Annotated in this window: 16 protein-coding genes; 8 read left to right on the top strand and 8 right to left on the bottom strand. The window is 64.3% G+C overall.

All coding sequences use genetic code 11. From position 1 onward, the window contains the following. A partial coding sequence (locus CJZ78_RS11230; protein WP_094561413.1) for a cation:proton antiporter occupies window positions 1-1,208 on the top strand: 1,208 nt, incomplete at its 5' end. Window positions 1,209-1,282: 74 nt separating this feature from the next. Here CJZ78_RS11230 and pstS read toward each other — a convergent pair. The 7 genes from pstS to CJZ78_RS14075 form a co-directional block, all read right to left on the bottom strand. Continuing rightward, a complete protein-coding gene (pstS, locus tag CJZ78_RS11225) occupies window positions 1,283-2,290 on the bottom strand; it encodes a phosphate ABC transporter substrate-binding protein PstS (RefSeq protein WP_094561412.1) in 1,008 nt (335 codons plus the stop codon). Between the two features lie 229 nt (window positions 2,291-2,519). Beyond that, entirely contained in the window at window positions 2,520-4,079 is a 1,560-nt protein-coding gene (locus CJZ78_RS11220) for an iron uptake porin (RefSeq protein ID WP_094561411.1), read from the bottom strand. Between the two features lie 149 nt (window positions 4,080-4,228). After that, window positions 4,229-4,411, bottom strand: a complete 183-nt coding sequence (locus CJZ78_RS11215) for a hypothetical protein (RefSeq protein ID WP_094561410.1) — start codon at window positions 4,409-4,411, stop codon at window positions 4,229-4,231. Between the two features lie 33 nt (window positions 4,412-4,444). Then, a complete protein-coding gene (locus CJZ78_RS11210) occupies window positions 4,445-5,413 on the bottom strand; it encodes a CHAD domain-containing protein (RefSeq protein ID WP_094561409.1) in 969 nt (322 codons plus the stop codon). A gap of 7 nt (window positions 5,414-5,420) precedes the next feature. After that, window positions 5,421-6,440: a PstS family phosphate ABC transporter substrate-binding protein gene (locus tag CJZ78_RS11205; RefSeq protein WP_094561408.1), complete on the bottom strand. Its 1,020-nt coding sequence runs from the start codon at window positions 6,438-6,440 to the stop codon at window positions 5,421-5,423. Between the two features lie 83 nt (window positions 6,441-6,523). Next, the gene (gene corA, locus CJZ78_RS11200; RefSeq protein WP_233128722.1) at window positions 6,524-7,624 is read right to left on the bottom strand and encodes a magnesium/cobalt transporter CorA; all 1,101 of its coding nucleotides are present in this window, start codon (window positions 7,622-7,624) and stop codon (window positions 6,524-6,526) included. Beyond that, entirely contained in the window at window positions 7,597-7,743 is a 147-nt protein-coding gene (locus CJZ78_RS14075; RefSeq protein ID WP_158217075.1) for a hypothetical protein, read from the bottom strand. The genes corA and CJZ78_RS14075 overlap by 28 nt, the downstream gene beginning before the upstream one ends. A gap of 203 nt (window positions 7,744-7,946) precedes the next feature. Here CJZ78_RS14075 and CJZ78_RS11195 point away from each other — a divergent pair, with 203 nt between their 5' ends. From CJZ78_RS11195 to CJZ78_RS11165, 7 genes are all read left to right on the top strand, one after another. Further along, complete coding sequence (locus CJZ78_RS11195) at window positions 7,947-8,165, top strand: hypothetical protein (RefSeq protein ID WP_094561407.1); 219 nt, start codon at window positions 7,947-7,949, stop codon at window positions 8,163-8,165. Between the two features lie 116 nt (window positions 8,166-8,281). Next, window positions 8,282-9,310, top strand: coding sequence for a helix-turn-helix domain-containing protein (locus CJZ78_RS11190; protein WP_094561406.1), 1,029 nt, complete (start codon window positions 8,282-8,284; stop codon window positions 9,308-9,310). 275 nt (window positions 9,311-9,585) lie between these two features. Then, window positions 9,586-10,653 carry a dihydroorotase gene (gene pyrC, locus CJZ78_RS11185; protein ID WP_233128720.1) on the top strand — a complete coding sequence of 356 codons (1,068 nt, stop codon included), beginning with the start codon at window positions 9,586-9,588 and terminating at the stop codon, window positions 10,651-10,653. Window positions 10,654-10,688: 35 nt separating this feature from the next. Beyond that, window positions 10,689-11,741, top strand: coding sequence for an acetate/propionate family kinase (locus CJZ78_RS11180; RefSeq protein WP_094561405.1), 1,053 nt, complete (start codon window positions 10,689-10,691; stop codon window positions 11,739-11,741). An 89-nt stretch (window positions 11,742-11,830) separates the two neighbouring features. Beyond that, entirely contained in the window at window positions 11,831-13,348 is a 1,518-nt protein-coding gene (locus CJZ78_RS11175; RefSeq protein ID WP_094561404.1) for a bifunctional orotidine-5'-phosphate decarboxylase/orotate phosphoribosyltransferase, read from the top strand. A gap of 42 nt (window positions 13,349-13,390) precedes the next feature. Then, window positions 13,391-13,606, top strand: coding sequence for a DUF3136 domain-containing protein (locus CJZ78_RS11170; protein WP_094561403.1), 216 nt, complete (start codon window positions 13,391-13,393; stop codon window positions 13,604-13,606). A 40-nt stretch (window positions 13,607-13,646) separates the two neighbouring features. Further along, on the top strand, window positions 13,647-16,763 hold the full coding sequence (locus CJZ78_RS11165; RefSeq protein ID WP_094561402.1) for an efflux RND transporter permease subunit: 3,117 nt from the start codon (window positions 13,647-13,649) through the stop codon (window positions 16,761-16,763). Here CJZ78_RS11165 and CJZ78_RS11160 read toward each other — a convergent pair. Next, window positions 16,729-17,493 carry an ion channel gene (locus CJZ78_RS11160; RefSeq protein WP_158217074.1) on the bottom strand — a complete coding sequence of 255 codons (765 nt, stop codon included), beginning with the start codon at window positions 17,491-17,493 and terminating at the stop codon, window positions 16,729-16,731. The genes CJZ78_RS11165 and CJZ78_RS11160 overlap by 35 nt on opposite strands.

Below are 17,493 nucleotides of genomic sequence, written 5' to 3'. Positions count from 1 at the left end.
TCCCCTGGTCCCTGCGCATCGGCACCAGGCTCTCCAGCACTCACCCCACCGGCCAACGAGCTTGTCGCCGACCGGCCAACTTCATTGTCGGCAGACAGGGGCTGCTCGATCCCAAGCTGCTGGCCCTCAGCGGCGAGCTGCGCCAGATGGCGCTGGTGGTGATCCTGCTGCGGGTGGGCTTGGGCCTCAACCTGCGCACACTTCAGCAGGTGGGCCGGCGGGTGCTGCTGCTGGCCTGGATTCCGGCAGCGGTGGAGGGGTTCACGATCACCCTGGTGGCCCAGCCCCTCCTGGGGCTGGGCTCGTTGGAGGCGGCCCTGCTGGGCTCGGTGATTGCGGCGGTTTCGCCCGCCGTGGTGGTGCCGCTGATGCTGCGGTTGATCGAGGAGAAACGGGGCACCGCCAAGGCCATCCCCCAACTGGTGATGGCGGCAGCCTCCCTCGATGACATCGCCGTAATCGTGGTGAATGGAATGCTGCTGGGCCTGCTGGTGCAACAGGCCAGCAGCCCTGGGCTGCAGCTGCCGTGGAGCCAGTTGGCCGGGCTACCCCTGGGGCTGCTGCTCGGAGCCGCCGCAGGCGCGGGGCTGGGCCTGATGCTGCTGCGTTGGATCGAGCGCTTTGGGCCCCAGGTGAACCGTCAGGTGCTGTTGATCCTGGCCCTCGCGCTACTGCTGCTGCGGCTGCAGGACAGCATCCAGGGGCTGGTGCCCTTCACCGGCCTGGTGGCCGCGCTCGCTCTAGGGGTGCTGCTGCTGGAGCTGCGGCCCCAGTTGGCGCAGCCGATCGCCACCAAGTTGGCTTCGATCTGGGTGTTTGCCGAGCTGGTGCTGTTCACCCTGGTGGGGGTCCAGGTGGATCTGAATGTGGCCTGGCACAGCGGCCTGGCGGGTCTGGCGGTGCTGGCCATCGGACTGGTGACACGCTGCGCGGCCGTGCTGGCCTGTCTGGCGGGCAGTGGGTTCAGCGCAGGCGAACGGCTCTTTGTGACGGTGGCCTACATCCCGAAGGCCACGGTGCAGGCGGCGATCGGAGCGATGCCGCTGCTGGCGATGCAGGCCGCAGGTCTGCCCAGCGGCCCCGGGGAGATCATCTTGGCGGTAGCCGTGCTCAGCATCCTCACCACAGCACCCTTGGGGGCGTGGCTCAGCAGCCTGGTGGCCGATCGGGTGTTGCGGCCGGACGATCCACAGCTGGAAGCCCGCTGAAGTTCAGTCGGCGCAGACGCGCAACAAAAAAGGGGCCCGAAGGCCCCTGAAGATGCTGCGTTCAATCACGCAACTCACTGGCCGATCTTGGCCACAGCGGCCTTGGCGCGCTTGAGCACATCACCCTTGAGGGGAACGTAATCGAGCTCGGCTGCCATCTTCTGGGCTTTGGGCGAGAGGGCCCAGAGCAGGTAGTTGCGGATAGCACTAGCCTTGGCGCCGTTGCCCTTCTGGTAAGCCAGGATCCAGGTGAAGGAGGCAATCGGGAAGGCGTTAGCACCAGCGGGGTTGCACTCTTCACCGCCGAGGTTGGCATTAAGCCTGATGCCGTTCAGAGCCACGGCTCCGGTGGCATCGTTGGCCATCACAAACCTGCCGGCCTTGTTCTGAACGGCAGCCGCCTTGATCCTGCCCTTCACATAGGCCTGGTTGAGGTAACCGATCGAGCCTGGGGTGTTGCCGATCACGCCGGCCACGCCCTCGTTGCCCTTGCCGCCCACTCCCACGGGCCACTTCACCGCCTTGCCCTTACCCACCTTGCTCTTCCATTCATTGGAGAAGCAAGACAGGGAGTTGGTGAATACGTAGGTGGTGCCCGAACCGTCGGAGCGGTGAGCCGTGGTGATCTTGCCCTTGCCGCACTTCAGCTGCTCCCAGGTGGTGATCTTGCCGAGGAAGATATCGGCCACCTGCTGCTGGGTGAGCTTGAGATTCTGGCAGCTGGGGTTGTTGTAGGCCGGGGTCACCGTGCCACCCACCATGGGGATCTGCACAACGCCGCGGGAACCAGCTGATCCCTTGGTGAAATCAGCAGCTTTCAGTTCTTCGTCAGTACCACCAAAGTCAACGGTGCCAGCCAGGTACTGACGCACACCGGCGCCCGAACCCACCGACTGATAGTTCACTTTGGCATTTTTCTCACGGGCATACTCCACAGCCCAGCGCTGGTAGATGGCATTCGGAAAGCTGGCACCAGCTCCACTGATGGTGGCCTGGGCTAACGCGGGGATGGCGAAGCTTGTGGCACCGGCAGCAATCGCGGCCGTGGTGCCAAAGATAAAGGCCTTCTTGGCGAAGGTCATGGAAAAGACTTTTAGGGTCAGACCCTTATTAGCAAGGGGCTGATCCTAGTGTCGTTATGCCATGGTTAAGGGGCGGTCAAGGTTGGCAATTAAGGGGCTTATATTTCCCCGACCGAACCCGACATCCGCCTATGCCTCTAATAAAAAGCCCCCCATTGCTGGGGGGCTAGAGGCGTGTGTGATAAAGCAGGTGAGGACTACGTGAGGAGTGAATATGCCGTTCTGGAGATCAGAAGCGGAAGGTGGTCTGAATCACGCCACCCCAGGTGCTGTCGCCACCAGCAGCTTGATAGCTGGAAGCGTAGAAGATGCCAGGGGTAATCGAGATCTTGTCAGTAACTTGATACTTGTAGAAGAACTCCCACAGGAAGCTTTCAGAAGAATTCGCCGCAGTTGCGTTGCTAGCAAAGGGGGCTTGGCCAAAGGCAAAACCTGCATTGTTACCCTTCTGGAAGACATCCTTCCACTGGAAGCCAACCATCCAGGACTGGATGTTGCCTTGATTGGGAATGGAGGTGCTGACTGCCCCACTCACATTAGAGAAGCCATAGCCAGCGGAGATGGAGGGCATCCAGCTGGCATCAGTGGGCTGCCAGAATGCACCAATCGAGACGCTGTTAGAGGTTTGACCGGTTGATAGCGTGCCCAAGTCCGAAGCCAAGTTGCCGTCGCGCCCCACTTGAGAAAATGCACCGCCATAGCGGTAGGCGATGGCGGTGCCCCAGTTCTGTCCGCGGAAACCCAGCTGTGTCAGCACGCTGATTCCGGAATCCTCATTGAAAGCGCCGACTGATGAGTCGTGAAACGTCTTACCGCCAGCGATGTAGCTGGCGTCAAAGGTGGCGTAGGGATCTCCCTTCTTCACTTTCTGCTTCCACTGGAAGCCAAAGCCAGCGCCAGTAGCCTTGTTGTAGGTACCAGTAGCACCCGACAAGCCAAAGAAGTCGAGCAGACCAGAATTGTAAACCGATGGGCGGAAGGACAGTAGTTCGGTGTTGCGAACCAGAGCACCTGCTGTCAGCTTGACCTCATTACCCACCGGGAAGGTGTAGTAAAGACGGTCAATCACTACATCTTTATTAGTACTAGTGGCCTTGTCAAGGTTGAAAATGTTGCTGCTGGAGCCAAAGGGCGCGGTGAAATTGCCGCTGCGCAGGCGACCCCGAAGCAAATCCTTACCGGTATAGCTGGTGTCGAAGCTCAGGCGGTAATCGTAGTTGAATGTCGTTTTATTACGTCTTGCTCCTGACGCTGTTGCATTGTTGTTAGGCAGACCACCAATAACGAAGCTGGCTTCACCACGCAGCTTGGTGGTGGTGGAGAACTGCTGAGCTTCCAGCTTGCCCACTTTCTTCTCGAGGCCATCCACGCGGCCGGTAAGCGCTGCGAGCTCAGTCTTGAACTCATCCATCAGGCGCTGCAGCTCGTCGGTCACCTCAGTGACGCGATCCAGGCAGGCATTCAGCAGGGCAGCCGCTTCGAAGCGGGTCATGGCGTTGCCGCCCTTGTAGGTGCCGTTGGGGTAGCCGGCGACGCAGCCGTACTTCTCCACCAGGTTGCTCAGGGCCTGATAGGCCCAGTCGGTGGGCTGAACATCAGAAAACTGGTTGACGCTGGTGACCTGGTTTTTGGATTCCCAGGCGCGGAAGCGATCCACATCTTGCTGTTGCATGTACTCGTTGATGGCGGCAGCGCCGCTCAACGAAGCCAGCTCTTGGGCGGAAGCAGCCATCGGGGCCGCAAGGCTGGTGCCAGCCAGAGCCAGCAGCAGCTTTTTGGAAAGATTCATCGGGTCCTCACACCGATAGGGATGACTTCACAAAGGAAGTCGGCCGCAATCTATCGAGGGCCAATGCATGAAACGAGCACGTGCACTACATCAGGGTTGTGTTGCAGAACACATGCAAACCAGCAGATGAGATGCAGTTGTGCCGCAGCTTAAAAAAACAACCGGCCATAGGATTCCGAAGAAGCGCCTGGCTCCTGCTCAGGAATCGTGGCGTCGCTCTCAGCAGCGAGTTCTTCGAGTTGCTGACGCAACCAATGCCGAAACACCAGCAAGGCTCCCAGGTCGGCCAGGCGCTCATCACCCATCATCCAAAAACAGTTGGGACTGAGCATGGCGTGGGCAAAGCAACTGTGAACAACCCACCCTTAGCCGAACCGGGCAGCTGCCCGCCTTAATCCCACCTTCACCCAATTCCAAGGGCTGCATGTCAGTGACCTGGACGACAACGCCTGCCAAAGGCGGCGCCGTTGCCGAGTGGGCAGCACCTCGATCACCAGCTCGCGCCACTGCTCCCAGCAATGGCGTTGATGCTGCACCAGGAGCCACTCCAGCTGGGGCAGCGCCTGCTCCAACCGCCCCGGCACTTGATCGCTGATGGCGCGCTGCAGCACCTGCAGATCGTTGAATTCACCCAGCAGCTCCTGGCCCTGCTTGAAGCGGCCGATCCAGGGCACGGTGTGGCCACCCGCAAGCTCGGAGAGATTCTCGAGGCGGTAGCGCGCTTGCTTGATCTGCCGCCGCAGCTCGTGCAGCACCTCCACCTCGCCGGCCGCGCTGGAAACCTGCCAGCCCGGATGCAGAAACAAGCTGGCCAGGCTGGGGCCCTGCCATTCGAGCAGCCACTCCCGAATCGGCTGCTCCCCCAACCGCGAAAATTCTGGCTGCTTTAACCAGCCCTGCAACTGGGCCAGGCCCTCCAGATAGGAGCGGCTCTGCAGCACTTCCACCACATGGCCGTAGGCCAGCTGGCGCTCGCGCCGTAGTTGCTTGATCACCGGCCGCAGGGCCTTCACCTCGGCCTGCGGCAGTTGGGGCAAGAAACCATCTTCCAGGCGCTCACGCAATACATCGAGATCCCGTGCCATGCCCAGGTGCCGCACCCATTTGGCCAGGCGCTGGTCGTTGATGGCCGGGGGCAACTGCAGGGCCGGCTCAAACTGGAGCAACGTGGTGCGTAGGCGACGCATGGTCACCCGCATCTGATGCAACGGTTCGGTGCCCTTGCCCTCAGACACCGGTGCCTGCAGCTCCACCAGTTTGGCCACGTGTTTGTGCAACAGCTCCCTGGCGAAGCTGCCATTGCTCAGGGGCTGGGAGCGGGTTGGGAATGCCATGCAGAGCTCAGCGGAATTCCGGTTTCTTGATGCTCTCCAAACTCCGCTGCAACGCCTGACCCGTGGTCAGGCCCACAGGCAGATTGCCGCCAAAAGCCGTGCCGGTCACATGCCGATACAGCTTGCTTTCAACCAGCAAGTAGGTTCGGGTGGGCATCGGGATGTAGCCAGCCTGCTTCACCAGCTTGAGCCCATTCTTCACGGTATACGTCACAAATTTCTGGAGTTCAAGGCGCTGCCGCAGGGCTTTGTCGTTGACGTAGAGAAACAAAGGCCTCGACAGGGGCAGATAGAGTTCTTTCTGAACCGACGCCAACGATGGCATCGCAGCACCCTTTTTGCCCACGACGCTCAGGGGCTTCAGACGCTTGGCATTGGACTGGTAGTAGGCAAAACCAAAATAACCCAGTGCATCTGAGTTCTTGGCCACACAAGCAACCAGATCATTGTCATTTTCACTGGCAAAATAGTCTGACCTGGAATTGCGCTCGCCTCCATTGATGGCCTTATTGAAATAATCATAGGTGCCGGAATCCTTGCCAGGGCCGCAGAGTCGAATCGGCTGGTTGGGCCAATCCAGATTGACCTGGCTCCAGGTTTTCACCGATCCCGTTGCCCGTTGATTCCAGAGCCGCGCCAGCTCCCGAATGGTGATGCTGGACGCCCAGGTGTTCGCAGGGTTCACCACCACCGTGATCGCATCAAAGCCGATCGGCAGCTCCAGAAAGGTCACGCCCTTGGCCGCACAGGCCTTGAGCTCCTTGGCATTGATCGGACGGGAGGCATTGGCCAAGGGCAACTGGCCGCTGCAGAACTGCCGGAATCCCGCCGAGGTGCCCGTTTCCTTGAGCTCGAAGCGAACCTGGCGGTTGGCTCCCCCCTTCTGGTAAGCCGCAATCGCCGCCTGCAGCACCGGAAACACTGTGCTCGAGCCGCCAATGCGAACCGGATCAGGCGCCGCCAGAGCCGCCTCTGGCAGGAGGGGCAGCATCGGGGCAAGCCAGGCGAGGCGCAGGAGGGGGTGCATGACGGTCACATCCGCGACAGAACTCTGGGCGATCTCGAGCTCCTAGGCGGTTAAGGCCAGGTTGTGCTTCCGGACCCGATGCGTCAGCGCGGCGCCGTCCAATCCTGAAACCAGCCACGGCGCCACAACCAATAGGACTGAATCAAAGCCACAATCGCCATCAACAGCAGAGCGTAGAGATAGCCATAGCGCCAATTGAGCTCAGGCATGTTGGCGAAATTCATGCCATAGATCCCACCGATGAAGGTGAGCGGCGCAAAAATACTGGTGAGAATGGTGAGGGTTTTCATCACCTGGTTCATGCGATTGCCCACGCTGGCGGCATAGGCCTGGGTAATGGCATCGCACTGATGGCGCAACAACTCACAGTTTTCAAACAACAGCTCCACCAGATCAGCCATTTCCTGAAAGCCCCCCAGCGCATCAGGGCCCAGCAGCTGTTGCCCCTGGCGCAGCAGCACCCGGATTTGATGGCGCAGGGGCCACACCTGGTTGCGAATCGTGCGCAGGTTGCTGCGATGCACGAAAGCTCTGGCCAGCAGCTTCGGTTTGGGGTCCCGCAGAGCTGCCTCCTCCAGATCATCAAGGCGGTTGGCGATCTGCTCCAGCATCGGAAACAGAGCATCGAGCAATTCATCCACCAGGAAATGGAGGATGTCGTCGAGGTCGCGGTGTTCCACAGCCCCCGCCTGCGATTCCAACCAGGCGGTGAGCTCCGGAAACGACTCACCCGCCGGTGCCTCCTCAAAGGTGACCAGCAGGTTGGGCATCAGCAGCAACCCCACCTGGGCACTCAGCAGATGCAGGGGATCGCGGGCAAAACTGAGTCGGTGCAGCACCACGATCACCGCTTCGCCGAGCCCATCCACCCGCGAGCGCTGCGGAACCTCGAGCAACGGCGGCAGCAGCATGGGAGGCACCTGCAGGGTGTCGAGCATCGCCTCAACCAGCCGGGGATCGCCCAAGCCCATCACCCGCAGCCAGAGGGGATAGCCGAGCCGCTGCACCGGCTCGAGCTCTTGGGGCGACTGGAGCTGCAGCAACCGCGGCCCTTCGGGCTCAAACAGCACGGCACTGAAGCAGCTTCGGTGGCGCCCCCCAGAAACGTAGAGATGGGCCGGCAGATTGGCGGGGCGCTCCTCCAGCAGATGGGAGTTCAGTGCACCAGGGGTGGGGCGCAGCACGGCGGAGTGGGAACAGGGGCCAGCCAGCGGTTCAGCACCTGGCCGCCACCCACGATGCTGGCCTGGATCAGCAGGCAGAGCAACACCTGGGGCCACCAACCCTGGGAAGAATGATCCATGGCATGGCGTCGCCTCGGGAGTGAAATGGTGCAGCCACCACCAGAAACGCGCCAGTGCTCCCGGCAACACAAGGCCAAGCCTTCACCACCTCTTAAACCCTGGCTTCTAAGCTGAAAAAGTTCGCTGGACCCCTGTGGCCACTGCGGGATCGCGTCCCACACCTCCCGAGTCGGATGCCGAGCCCACCGGTGTGCGCTCACCCATGGAGCCCCATTCGCCGTACCGCGGACCGGACTGGACACCCCAGCGTTTGATGTTTCACCAAAACCTTGAGTCTTTCGCCGAGCGGGTGGGACTGGTGGTGGGGCTGCAGAGCAATGGCAAGGTGAGCCAGGAGCAGGCCTACGCCCAGATCCGCAACATCTGGAAGGAACTCAAGGACAGCAAGGACGCGTTGCTGAAGTCCCAGAAAGGGGAGTAGGGCCAGAGCTCCCGGCATTGCGTATCAATGCCGGACCTCGGCGTATGACGAGTGACCTCGGCGAATGGCCGTCCTGTCGATCACTCTTAAAATCTGACCACCGCTGAAAGGCTGGCTTGGATCCTGTTGCCCACCTACCCCTGGGCTTCCACAACCACCAAGCAGTTGTGGATCGGGATCCCCAGGGTTTGGCCAACAAACTCAACCAGCACTTCAGGGTGCTCGAGTTTGCCCCCCGCCTCTCCGAGTCCAGTCCATTCCTGCATCGGGCCAGCACTGCCAACGTTGGCGAGCTGAGCCTCACCTCGGGGTACACCTCTCCGATCATCGGAGCGATCGGTGAAAACCCCGGGATCAGCGCCATCAACATCTGCTACCCGGGGGCCGCGAACTACGAGGTGGACGGCCGCAGCTACAGCATCCATGGCGAAGCGCCCCTCTACTTCAATCCAGGCCTCGAATACCGCTACGCCACCGACCACTACAACGGATTGGTGCTGCATGTAGACCTACAAAGGCTGCAGAACACAGCCGCCACCATTGGAGGTGTCGGCCTCTCCGGCCGCCGCTTCGCCCCGGATCTGCAGCGGCCCCAAGTGCTCGCCATGACCGAGAAGCGGCAAGCCGAGCTGCTCCTCACCCTGCGGCGGGCCTTTGCCCTGGTGGACGCACCCGAACTGGAGAACCGAGGAGACCTGGCGACGCTTCAGATTGACGACCTCATCTATCGCATCCTGGCCCTGGCCCTCTGCTCCAAGCTCGCCGACGCCGACCAACAAACCCGCCACCAGCGCGAAGGGCTGTCGCGCCAGCTGATCTTCAAGGAGCTGCTGGAGTGGATTCAGGCCAATCTGCACAGCCCCATCAGCCTCACCGAGCTGGAGCAGCGCAGCGGCTACTCACGGCGCAACCTGCAGCTGGCCTTTAGCCAGCGCTTCGGCTGCGGGCCGATCCAGTGGGTCCGCCGCCAGCGTCTGGAGCTGGCTCGCCAACACCTGCTCAACCCCGCGGCCAGCGACACCGTCGCCGGCATCTCGTCCAAACTCGGTTTCCGCAACCTCTCGGCGTTCAGTCGCGACTTCCACGGCGTTTTCGGCATCCGCCCCTCTGAAGTGCTGCGTGAGGGGCGGCGCCTGCACGGCTAGGTGGGCCAGCAGGTTGGCCACCACCACAGGGGCGGCCCCATCGGCGGGGTCACGTGCAGCAGGTCGTAGGGGATCACCTCCTCGCGGCTGGCCTCACCCTCGCTGACCTGGAACACCGCTTCTTTCTGGTCGGCCCGCTACAGCCGTGAGCACATGGCCGTAGCGGGCGTCGACGGCACGTGGTTCAGATCGAGATGGCCGGGAGGCCTACCGCCAGCCGATTGCAGTGAATCTTTCAGGCCTGCCAGGGTGGTGGTAATCCCTGTGCGCTCGCCGTGCCGCAGCCCCTGCAGCAGCTCACCATCCGCCAGCCCGACGACTGGCATGTGCACCTGCGCGACGGGGCGATGCTGCAGGCGGTGGCGCCGGCCACGGCCGCCCAATTCTCCCGGGCGATCGTGATGCCCAACCTTCGGCCGCCGGTCACCACGGTGGCGGCGGCCAGTGCCTACCGGGAGCGCATCCGGGCCGCCCTGCCCGATCACAGCGGCTTCACGCCGTTGATGACGGCCTACCTCACCGACACCATTGATCCACAGGAGATCGAGCGCGGTTTTGCCGAGGGCGTGTGGGCGGCCGCCAAGCTCTATCCGGCCGGCGCCACCACAAACTCCGATTCCGGCGTCACAGCGTTCGCCCGCATTGAGCCGGTGCTGGCAGTGATGGAGCGCATCGGCATGCCGCTGCTGATCCACGGCGAAGTCACCGACGCTGAGATCGACATCTTTGATCGCGAGGCGGTGTTCATCGAGCGGGTGCTGGAACCGCTGCTGCAGCGCCACCTGGGCCTGAAGGTGGTGCTCGAGCACATCACCACCATGGATTCGGTCGACTTTGTGCGCAGCGGCCCAGCCAACCTGGCGGCCACGATCACGCCCCACCACCTGCACATCAATCGGAACGCGATGTTTGCCGGTGGCCTGCGACCCGACTTCTATTGCCTGCCGGTGGCCAAGCGCGAACTGCATCGCATCGCCCTGCGGGGGGCAGCCACCTCCGGCAATCCCAAATTTTTCCTCGGCACCGATTCAGCCCCCCACAGCCGCGAGGCCAAGGAATCGGCCTGCGGCTGCGCCGGCATCTTCAACGCCCCGTTTGCACTGGAGAGCTATGCGGCTGTGTTTGAGCAGGAGAAGGCCCTGGACAAACTCGAAGCCTTCACCTCCGAATTCGGGCCTCGGTTTTATGGGCTGCCGCTCAACGCAGGCATGATCACCCTGGAGCGGCAGCCGCATGAGGTGCCCAGCCGGCTGCACTGCAACGACGCCGCCGGCAGCGCGGTGAATCTGGTGCCCTTCCACGCGGGCGAAACCCTGGCCTGGCGGCTGCGCACCGGCACCTAACCGGCGCTTGCTGTGAAGACCTCGTCCCTTCCGCCATGACACCCCATTCCATCCTGGTGGTGAACACGGGCAGCTCCAGCGTCAAGCTGGCGCTTTGTGTTGCCAGCGGGCGGCGGCTCTGGCAGCAGCAACGCAGCTGGAGCCAGGATCTCCCCGCCCTGCTGGAGACGTGGCTAGCCCCATGGCTGGCCGAAGCCAGCCCGCCCCCGGAGCTGGTGGTGCACCGGCTCGTGCACGGTGGCTCCCGCTTCATCGCCCCCACACCGCTCACAGCGGAGGTGCTGACGGAGCTGGCCACCCTGGTGCCCCTGGCCCCGCTCCACAACGGCCCGGCCCTGGAGGCCATCCAGTGGCTGCAGGGCCGGCTGGCGCCCCAGGACATCCAGCAATGGGCCTGCTTCGACACCGCCTTTCACGCCAGCCTGGGCGAGGCCGCGTCCACCTATGCCATTCCGGCGCACTGGCGCCAGCAGGGCCTGCGCCGTTACGGCTTTCACGGCCTCAACCACCAGCACGTGGCCGAAACGGTGGCGGCCTGCGAACCTGCCGTGCACCGCCTGATCAGCTGCCACCTCGGCGCCGGCTGCTCGCTCTGTGCCATCCGCATCCCCCCCGATGGCCCGCCGCGCAGTGTCGACACCACCATGGGCTTCACGCCGCTGGAGGGCTTGGTGATGGCCAGCCGCAGCGGCAGCGTCGATCCCGGCCTGCTGCTGCACCTGTTGCGCCAGGGGGTGAGCGCAAGCGAGCTCGATGACACTTTGAACCACCACAGCGGCCTGCTGGGGCTCTCCGAGCTGAGCGGCGACATGAGGGAGCTGCGGCTGCGGGCCGCGGAGCAACACGCTGGAGCCCAGCTGGCGATCGCGGTGTTTCGCCACCGCCTGCTGCAGGGGATCGGAGCCATGGCAGCCAGCCTCGGGGGCGTGGATGCGATCGCCCTCACCGGCGGCATCGGCGAGCACGATCAAGCTCTAGCCACCGAACTGGAGGAGGCCCTGGGCTGGTTGCCGGCCGTGCGCTGGCTGCGGGTGCCCGCCGATGAGGAAGGGCTGATGGCGCGCCTGTGCGTGGCTGCCGCCACCTAACCCGGCTCCGGGTTTACAACGAGCTGTGTCACCAGCCCGCGCCAGGGCTGTCGGCTGGCTTAGCAACAGGCCCAGGCAGCCTGCGGGCGATGGGCTTCTTCGTTCAACTCACCGACGCCATCGCCGATCGCCAGTCGCTACTGGTGACAGGACTGGACCCCAACCCGGAGATGCTGCAGAGCTGGGCCGCCCGCCGCGGACTGGCCGGACGCTCCTTCCTCAGCCAGGCTCGCCACTGGATCAAGGCGGTGATCGAGGCCACCGCACCCCACGTGTGCGCCTACAAACCCAGCCTCGGCTTCTACCAGGCCCTCGGGCCGGTAGGCCTGGAGCTGCTGCTTGAGGTGCGCGACCTGGTGCCCCGCGATCTCCCCCTGATCGTCGATGCCAAGCACGGCGATCTCAACTCCTCCTCCGCCCTGGCCCATTATTTGTTCAAGGAGCTCGGGGCCGATGCGGTCACCCTGTCGCCCCTGGCCGGACAGGACATCGCCGCCCCCTTCCTGCTCTACCCGGGCAAGGCCGTGGTGATGACCTGCCACAGCTCCAACCAGGCAGCTCGGGTGATCCAGCACCACCCCAATGAAACCGAGCCGCTTTATGTGCGGATCGTGCGCGAAACCCAGCTCTGGGCCACCCCCGACCAGCTGCTGCTGGAAGTGGGCACCAGCGATCCGGAGATTCTGGCGCGGGTGCGCGCCGAAGCCCCGGAGCGCTTCCTGATCCTGCGCAGCCTCTGGGGGGAGGAGGAAAAGCTCGAGGCCATGCTCGAAGCGGGCTTCACCGCGGCCAGTGACGGGCTGCTGCTGCCCCTGCCCCAAAACCTGCTGGTCGAAGACGACATTGCCCCCCGTGCCGAGGCCCTCAAACACCAGATCACGGCCCGGCGGGAGCGTTGGCTGGAGAGCCGCGCGCAAAGCGAGTCCAGCACCTGCGCACTGTGGTTGCCCAACAGCAGCGATCCGCTCGAAAGCCTGATCGTCGACCTGTTCGACATCGGCTGCCTGTTGTTTGGCGACTACGTGCAGGCCTCAGGAGCCGTTTTCAATTACTACGTCGACCTGCGCCAGATCATCTCCGACCCCAACCTGTTTCACCGGGTGTTGCACGCCTACGCCGGGCTGTTGCAAGAACTCGACTTCGACCGCATCGCCGGCATCCCCTATGGCTCCCTGCCCACCGCCACCGGCCTGTCGCTGCAACTGCACAAGCCCCTGATCTACCCCCGCAAGGAGGTGAAAGCCCATGGGGCCCGCCGCCTGATCGAAGGGGATTTCGAAGAGGGCGACCGGGTGGTGGTGGTCGACGACATCCTGATCACCGGCGGCAGCGTGCTGGAGGGCATCGCCAAGCTCGAGAGCTCGGGCCTGGTGGTGGAAGACGTGGTGGTGTTCATCGACCACGGCGGCGACCACGGCGGCGACCACGGCGGCGACCACGATCGCCAAGCCCGGGAGCGCCTGGCGGCGGCCGGTTATCGCTGCCATGCCGTGCTGGCCATCGAGCAGATCACCGGGGTGCTGCATCGTGCCGGCCGGCTGAGCGATGCCCAGGCGGCCGTCCTGGGCTCGGGCCACGGCGACAACGGCCGTTCCAGCGCGCCGTAAGGTGAGAAAGCGTCTTTGCCACTCCTGGACGCAACCCGTGAGATGAGCAGTAGCCAGGGACTCACCATCGGGGAACTCGAAGCCAATTATTCGCTCTACTGCAAGGCGCTGCGGCTGCTGCTCAAGGAGGGCAAAACCGTGGCCGCCATTCAACGCACGGTGTGCTGGAGCCGCCTCGAGCAACTGCACATCTGCCTACCGAGCCGCTACAAAGCACCCGATTACCTCTGTGTGGTGCTGAAACGCGATCTGGGCTAATTCATTCGCCTGATTCGCCAGCACGCTCGCTGCGGCGCCGATGAAATCGATCTCCGATCCCTTTCTGCGCCGGCCCGTGCTCACCCTGGTGGTGAGCCTGCTGGTGCTGCTGGGTGGCTTGGTGAGCCTGCCCGCCCTGCAGGTGGAAAACCTGCCGCCGATTGCGCCCGGGCGGGTGACGGTGCGGGCCAACTATCCAGGCGCCGGGCCGGAGGTGGTGGAACAGGGCGTGACCGCCCTGCTCGAGAAGCAATTCAACGGACTGGAGCGGCTCGACAGCATCCGCTCCACCAGCTCCGCCAACGGCAGCTCCATCACCCTGGGCTTTGAGGGCGGCGACCCCGAACTCAACCAGATCAACACCCAGAACGAAGCGGCAGTGGTGACCCGCCAACTGCCGGCGCAGGTGGCCCGCTTCGGGGTGCAGGTGCGGCGCAGCTCCGACGACCTGCTGATGGTGCTGAGCTTCAGTGCCGATCCGACCCTCTACAGCGACACCTTCCTGAGCGGCTGGCTTGACCAGGTGGTTAAGGAGCGGCTGCAGCGGGTGCCTGGGGTGGGGAACGTCACCCTCTCCGGCGGCAACAGCCTGGCCTTCCGCCTCTGGCTCGACCCGGCGCGACTGGAGGAGCGGGGCCTGACGATTGCCGAGGTGCGCACGGCCCTCCAGCAGCAGAACGTGCTGGCGGCCCTGGGCCAGACCGGAGAGGCACCAGCCCCGACCGGCCAGGAGATCACCCTGCCCCTACGGATGGAGGGACGCCTGCGCAGCACGGCGGAGTTTGAACAGCTGGTGGTGGCCCGCAGCGCCAACGGGGGGGTCACCCTGCTGCGCGATGTGGGCCGGGTGAGCCTGGGCAGCGAGACCTACGACACCATCGCCACCAACCTCCAGGGCAGGCCCACGGTGGCCGTGGTGATCTACCAGCGCGATGGCAGCAATGCGATTGCCGTCAGCGAGGCGGTGAATGCCGGCCTCGAGGAGCTGGCGCCCCAGTTTCCGCCGGGGGTTGATCAGCAGCTGATCGTGGATGAGGCCGACTTCGTGCGCGGCAGCATCCAGGGCACCCTCAACAGCCTGCGCGATGCAGTGGTGCTGGTGTTTGTGGTGCTGCTGCTCGGATTGGGCAACAGCCGGCTCGCCCTGATCACCGCCGCAGCGGTGCCCGTGGCCCTGATCGGCTCGCTGAGCGTGCTGAAACTGGCGGGCCAATCGCTCAACACCCTCACCTTGTTTGGTCTCGTGCTGGCCACAGGCCTGGTAGTCGACGACGCCATCGTGGTGAGTGAGGACATCGGCCGACGGCTGGAGGCCGGCAAGCCGCCGTTGCAGGCCGCCCGAGAAGCCATGGCCGAACTGGGCGGCGCCGTGGTGGCCACCTCACTGGTGCTGGTGGTGGTGTTCATCCCGGTGCTGGGGCTTGGCGGCAGCCTCGGCCGGCTCTATGCCCCGATCGCGATCACGATCAGCGGCGCCATCGCCTTCTCCACCCTCAACGCCCTCAGCTTCACCCCGGTGGCCGGCAGTCGGCTGCTGGGCCCGCAGCAACGGGAACCGGCCTGGTTGCTGCGCTGGATCGATCCACCCCGCCGCTGGCTCGAAAGCCTGGAAACCCCCTATGGCCGCTGGCTGAACTGGGCAATGGCACGCCGGCGCCTGGTGGTAGCCCTGCTGCTGGCGGGTCTGTTGCTCACCGGCGGCGCCCTGCAGACCGTGCCCAAGGCCTTCATCCCCCAGGAAGACAACGGTCAGCTGCGGGGGGTCGTGATCCTGGCCGACGGCCTGGGGCTGCAGCAGACCCAGCGGGTGCTCGACCAGGTGCGCCAGGTGGTGGCCGCTGAGCCCCTGATCACCCGCGCCAATTTCTATGCAGGGCGCTCCTTCGGCGACAGCAGCCCCAACAAAGGCAGCTTCTTCGTGCGCCTGGCGCCAATCGAGCAACGCCGGGGTCCTGAGGCCTCTACACGGGCTGTAGCACGCCGGCTCGATGGCGAGTTGCGTCGCCGCATCAGCAGTGCCGTGGTGCAACTCAGCGAGGCCCCATCTGTGCGGGGCTTCAGCGCCGAAGGGGGGCTGGAGCTCGAACTGCTCGACAGCAGCAACGGCCAACTCAGCCTCTCGGATTTTGAGCAGCAGGCCCAGACCTTCATCCGCGACGTCCGAGCCACCAACCGCTTTGAGCGGGTGTCCACCCGCTTCAGCGCCGGAGCCCCCCTGGTGCAACTGGTGCCCGACCGCCTGCAGATGGCCTCCCTCGGCGTGGATCTGAGCACCGTGGTCGACACCCTCGGCGCCAGCTTCGGCAGCGACTACGTCAACGACAGCTTCGAGAGCGATCAGGTGCGCAAGGTGATCGTACAACTGGATGGCCAGGCGCGGCGCAGCGCCGAGGATGTGTTGGCTCTGCAGGTGAAAAACCGCGAGGGGCTGCTGATTCCCCTGGCCCAGCTGGTGCGCATCGAGCCGGGCAGCGGCCCCACCTCGATCAACCACACCCGGCTGGTGCGCTCGATCAGCATCCGGGCCCTGCCCCGGCCGGGGGTGAGCAGCGGCCAGGCCATGGCCACCCTGGAGCAGGTGCAGCGGCAACGCGGCAGCGGCACCGATCTGGAGTGGGCGGGCCTGGCCCGGGAAGAAGCGAAGGCGGGCGGCGGCAACATGCGCGTGTTCGCCCTGGCGATCGTGGTGATGGTGCTGGTGCTGGCGGCCCTCTACGGCAACGTTGCCGATCCCTTCATCATCTTGGTGACGGTGCCCCTGGCGATGCTGGGGGCCATCGGCGGCCTGATGCTGCGCGGCCTGCCGCTCGACGTGTATGGCCAGATGGGCCTGCTGGTCCTGGTGAGCCTGGCCGCCAAGAACGGCATCCTGATTGTGGAATTCGCCAACCAGCGCATGGCGGAAGGCCTCGATTTGGACACGGCGATCCGGGGTGCGGCCACCGCCCGCCTGCGGCCGATCCTGCTCACAGCCGTCTCCTCGCTGGCGGGCTTCCTGCCCCTGCTGCTGGCCAGCGGCTTCGGCTCCGGCAGCCGGGTGAGCATCGGCACAGTGGTGTTCTTCGGACTGCTGGTGGCCACCGTGCTGAGCCTGTTCGTGGTGCCAGTGATCTACGGGATGATCAAGGGCTGGGAGCAGGGCTGGCAAGGGGAGTAGGGGGCAGCTCACGCCAGAGAATCTGGCTGGCGTCATACAGATGGGCCGCATGGAACGGGCGCTCCAGGGTGGCGTCCACGCCGCTGAAGCTGATCAGCAAGGCGCCCTCTAGCCCCTGCAACGGCCGCTGCGGATCCAACCGGTGGACGAGGGTGAGCTGCTCCTGCAGGGGCAGGCCATCGGGGAGCTGCAGCGGCAACGGCTCGTACTCGGTGAGCCCCCCGGCACCGGCGTGCTTCCAGACAGCCTGAACCCTGACATCCAGGATCGTGTTGCGGCGCTTGCTGTTCAGGCCGATCAGCAGGGCCGGAGTGCCCTCCACCGAGACAACCTGCACCGTCTCAGCGAAGCGGATGCAGTGGGGCATCCGCGAGAAACGGGCAAAGGAGAGGCCGGTGATCAGGGCCACCAGGATCAGCCCGGCCAGCGCTTCCAGGGTCATCACCACATGCACCCAGTGGCTGAGGGGGTAGATCACCCCGTAGCCGATCGTGGCCATGGTCTCCACGGAGAAGAAAAAAGCCTGAAGCGGCAGAGCCATGCCGCCGGACAGGCCCCCGATCCCCGTCGGGTCAAGCAGGTAAAGGGCCGCAAACAGCAGATGGATCAGCACATAGGCCGCGGTGACCAGCAGCAGAAACTGAGGCCAGCTGGCCTCAATCAGCAGCAGATAGGGCTCCCGCCAGTGGGCCAGCCAGCGCTCGGGAGAATTGGGCTCCGAGATGGGCAC

The sequence above is a fragment of the Synechococcus sp. 8F6 genome, assembly GCF_002252665.1.
Classification (GTDB): domain Bacteria; phylum Cyanobacteriota; class Cyanobacteriia; order PCC-6307; family Cyanobiaceae; genus Cyanobium_A.
This window is presented reverse-complemented; position numbering and strand designations above follow the sequence as displayed.

Excerpts from the sequence above, each read along its gene's own strand:
- pstS (WP_094561412.1), bottom strand. The coding sequence starts at position 2,290 with ATGACCTTCGCCAAGAAGGCCTTTATCTTTGGCACCACGGCCGCGATT.
- CJZ78_RS11220 (WP_094561411.1), bottom strand. The coding sequence starts at position 4,079 with ATGAATCTTTCCAAAAAGCTGCTGCTGGCTCTGGCTGGCACCAGCCTT.
- CJZ78_RS11215 (WP_094561410.1), bottom strand. The coding sequence starts at position 4,411 with ATGCTCAGTCCCAACTGTTTTTGGATGATGGGTGATGAGCGCCTGGCC.
- CJZ78_RS11210 (WP_094561409.1), bottom strand. The coding sequence starts at position 5,413 with ATGGCATTCCCAACCCGCTCCCAGCCCCTGAGCAATGGCAGCTTCGCC.
- CJZ78_RS11205 (WP_094561408.1), bottom strand. The coding sequence starts at position 6,440 with ATGCACCCCCTCCTGCGCCTCGCCTGGCTTGCCCCGATGCTGCCCCTC.
- CJZ78_RS14075 (WP_158217075.1), bottom strand. The coding sequence starts at position 7,743 with ATGGATCATTCTTCCCAGGGTTGGTGGCCCCAGGTGTTGCTCTGCCTG.
- CJZ78_RS11195 (WP_094561407.1), top strand. The coding sequence starts at position 7,947 with ATGGAGCCCCATTCGCCGTACCGCGGACCGGACTGGACACCCCAGCGT.
- CJZ78_RS11180 (WP_094561405.1), top strand. The coding sequence starts at position 10,689 with ATGACACCCCATTCCATCCTGGTGGTGAACACGGGCAGCTCCAGCGTC.
- CJZ78_RS11175 (WP_094561404.1), top strand. The coding sequence starts at position 11,831 with ATGGGCTTCTTCGTTCAACTCACCGACGCCATCGCCGATCGCCAGTCG.
- CJZ78_RS11170 (WP_094561403.1), top strand. The coding sequence starts at position 13,391 with ATGAGCAGTAGCCAGGGACTCACCATCGGGGAACTCGAAGCCAATTAT.
- CJZ78_RS11165 (WP_094561402.1), top strand. The coding sequence starts at position 13,647 with ATGAAATCGATCTCCGATCCCTTTCTGCGCCGGCCCGTGCTCACCCTG.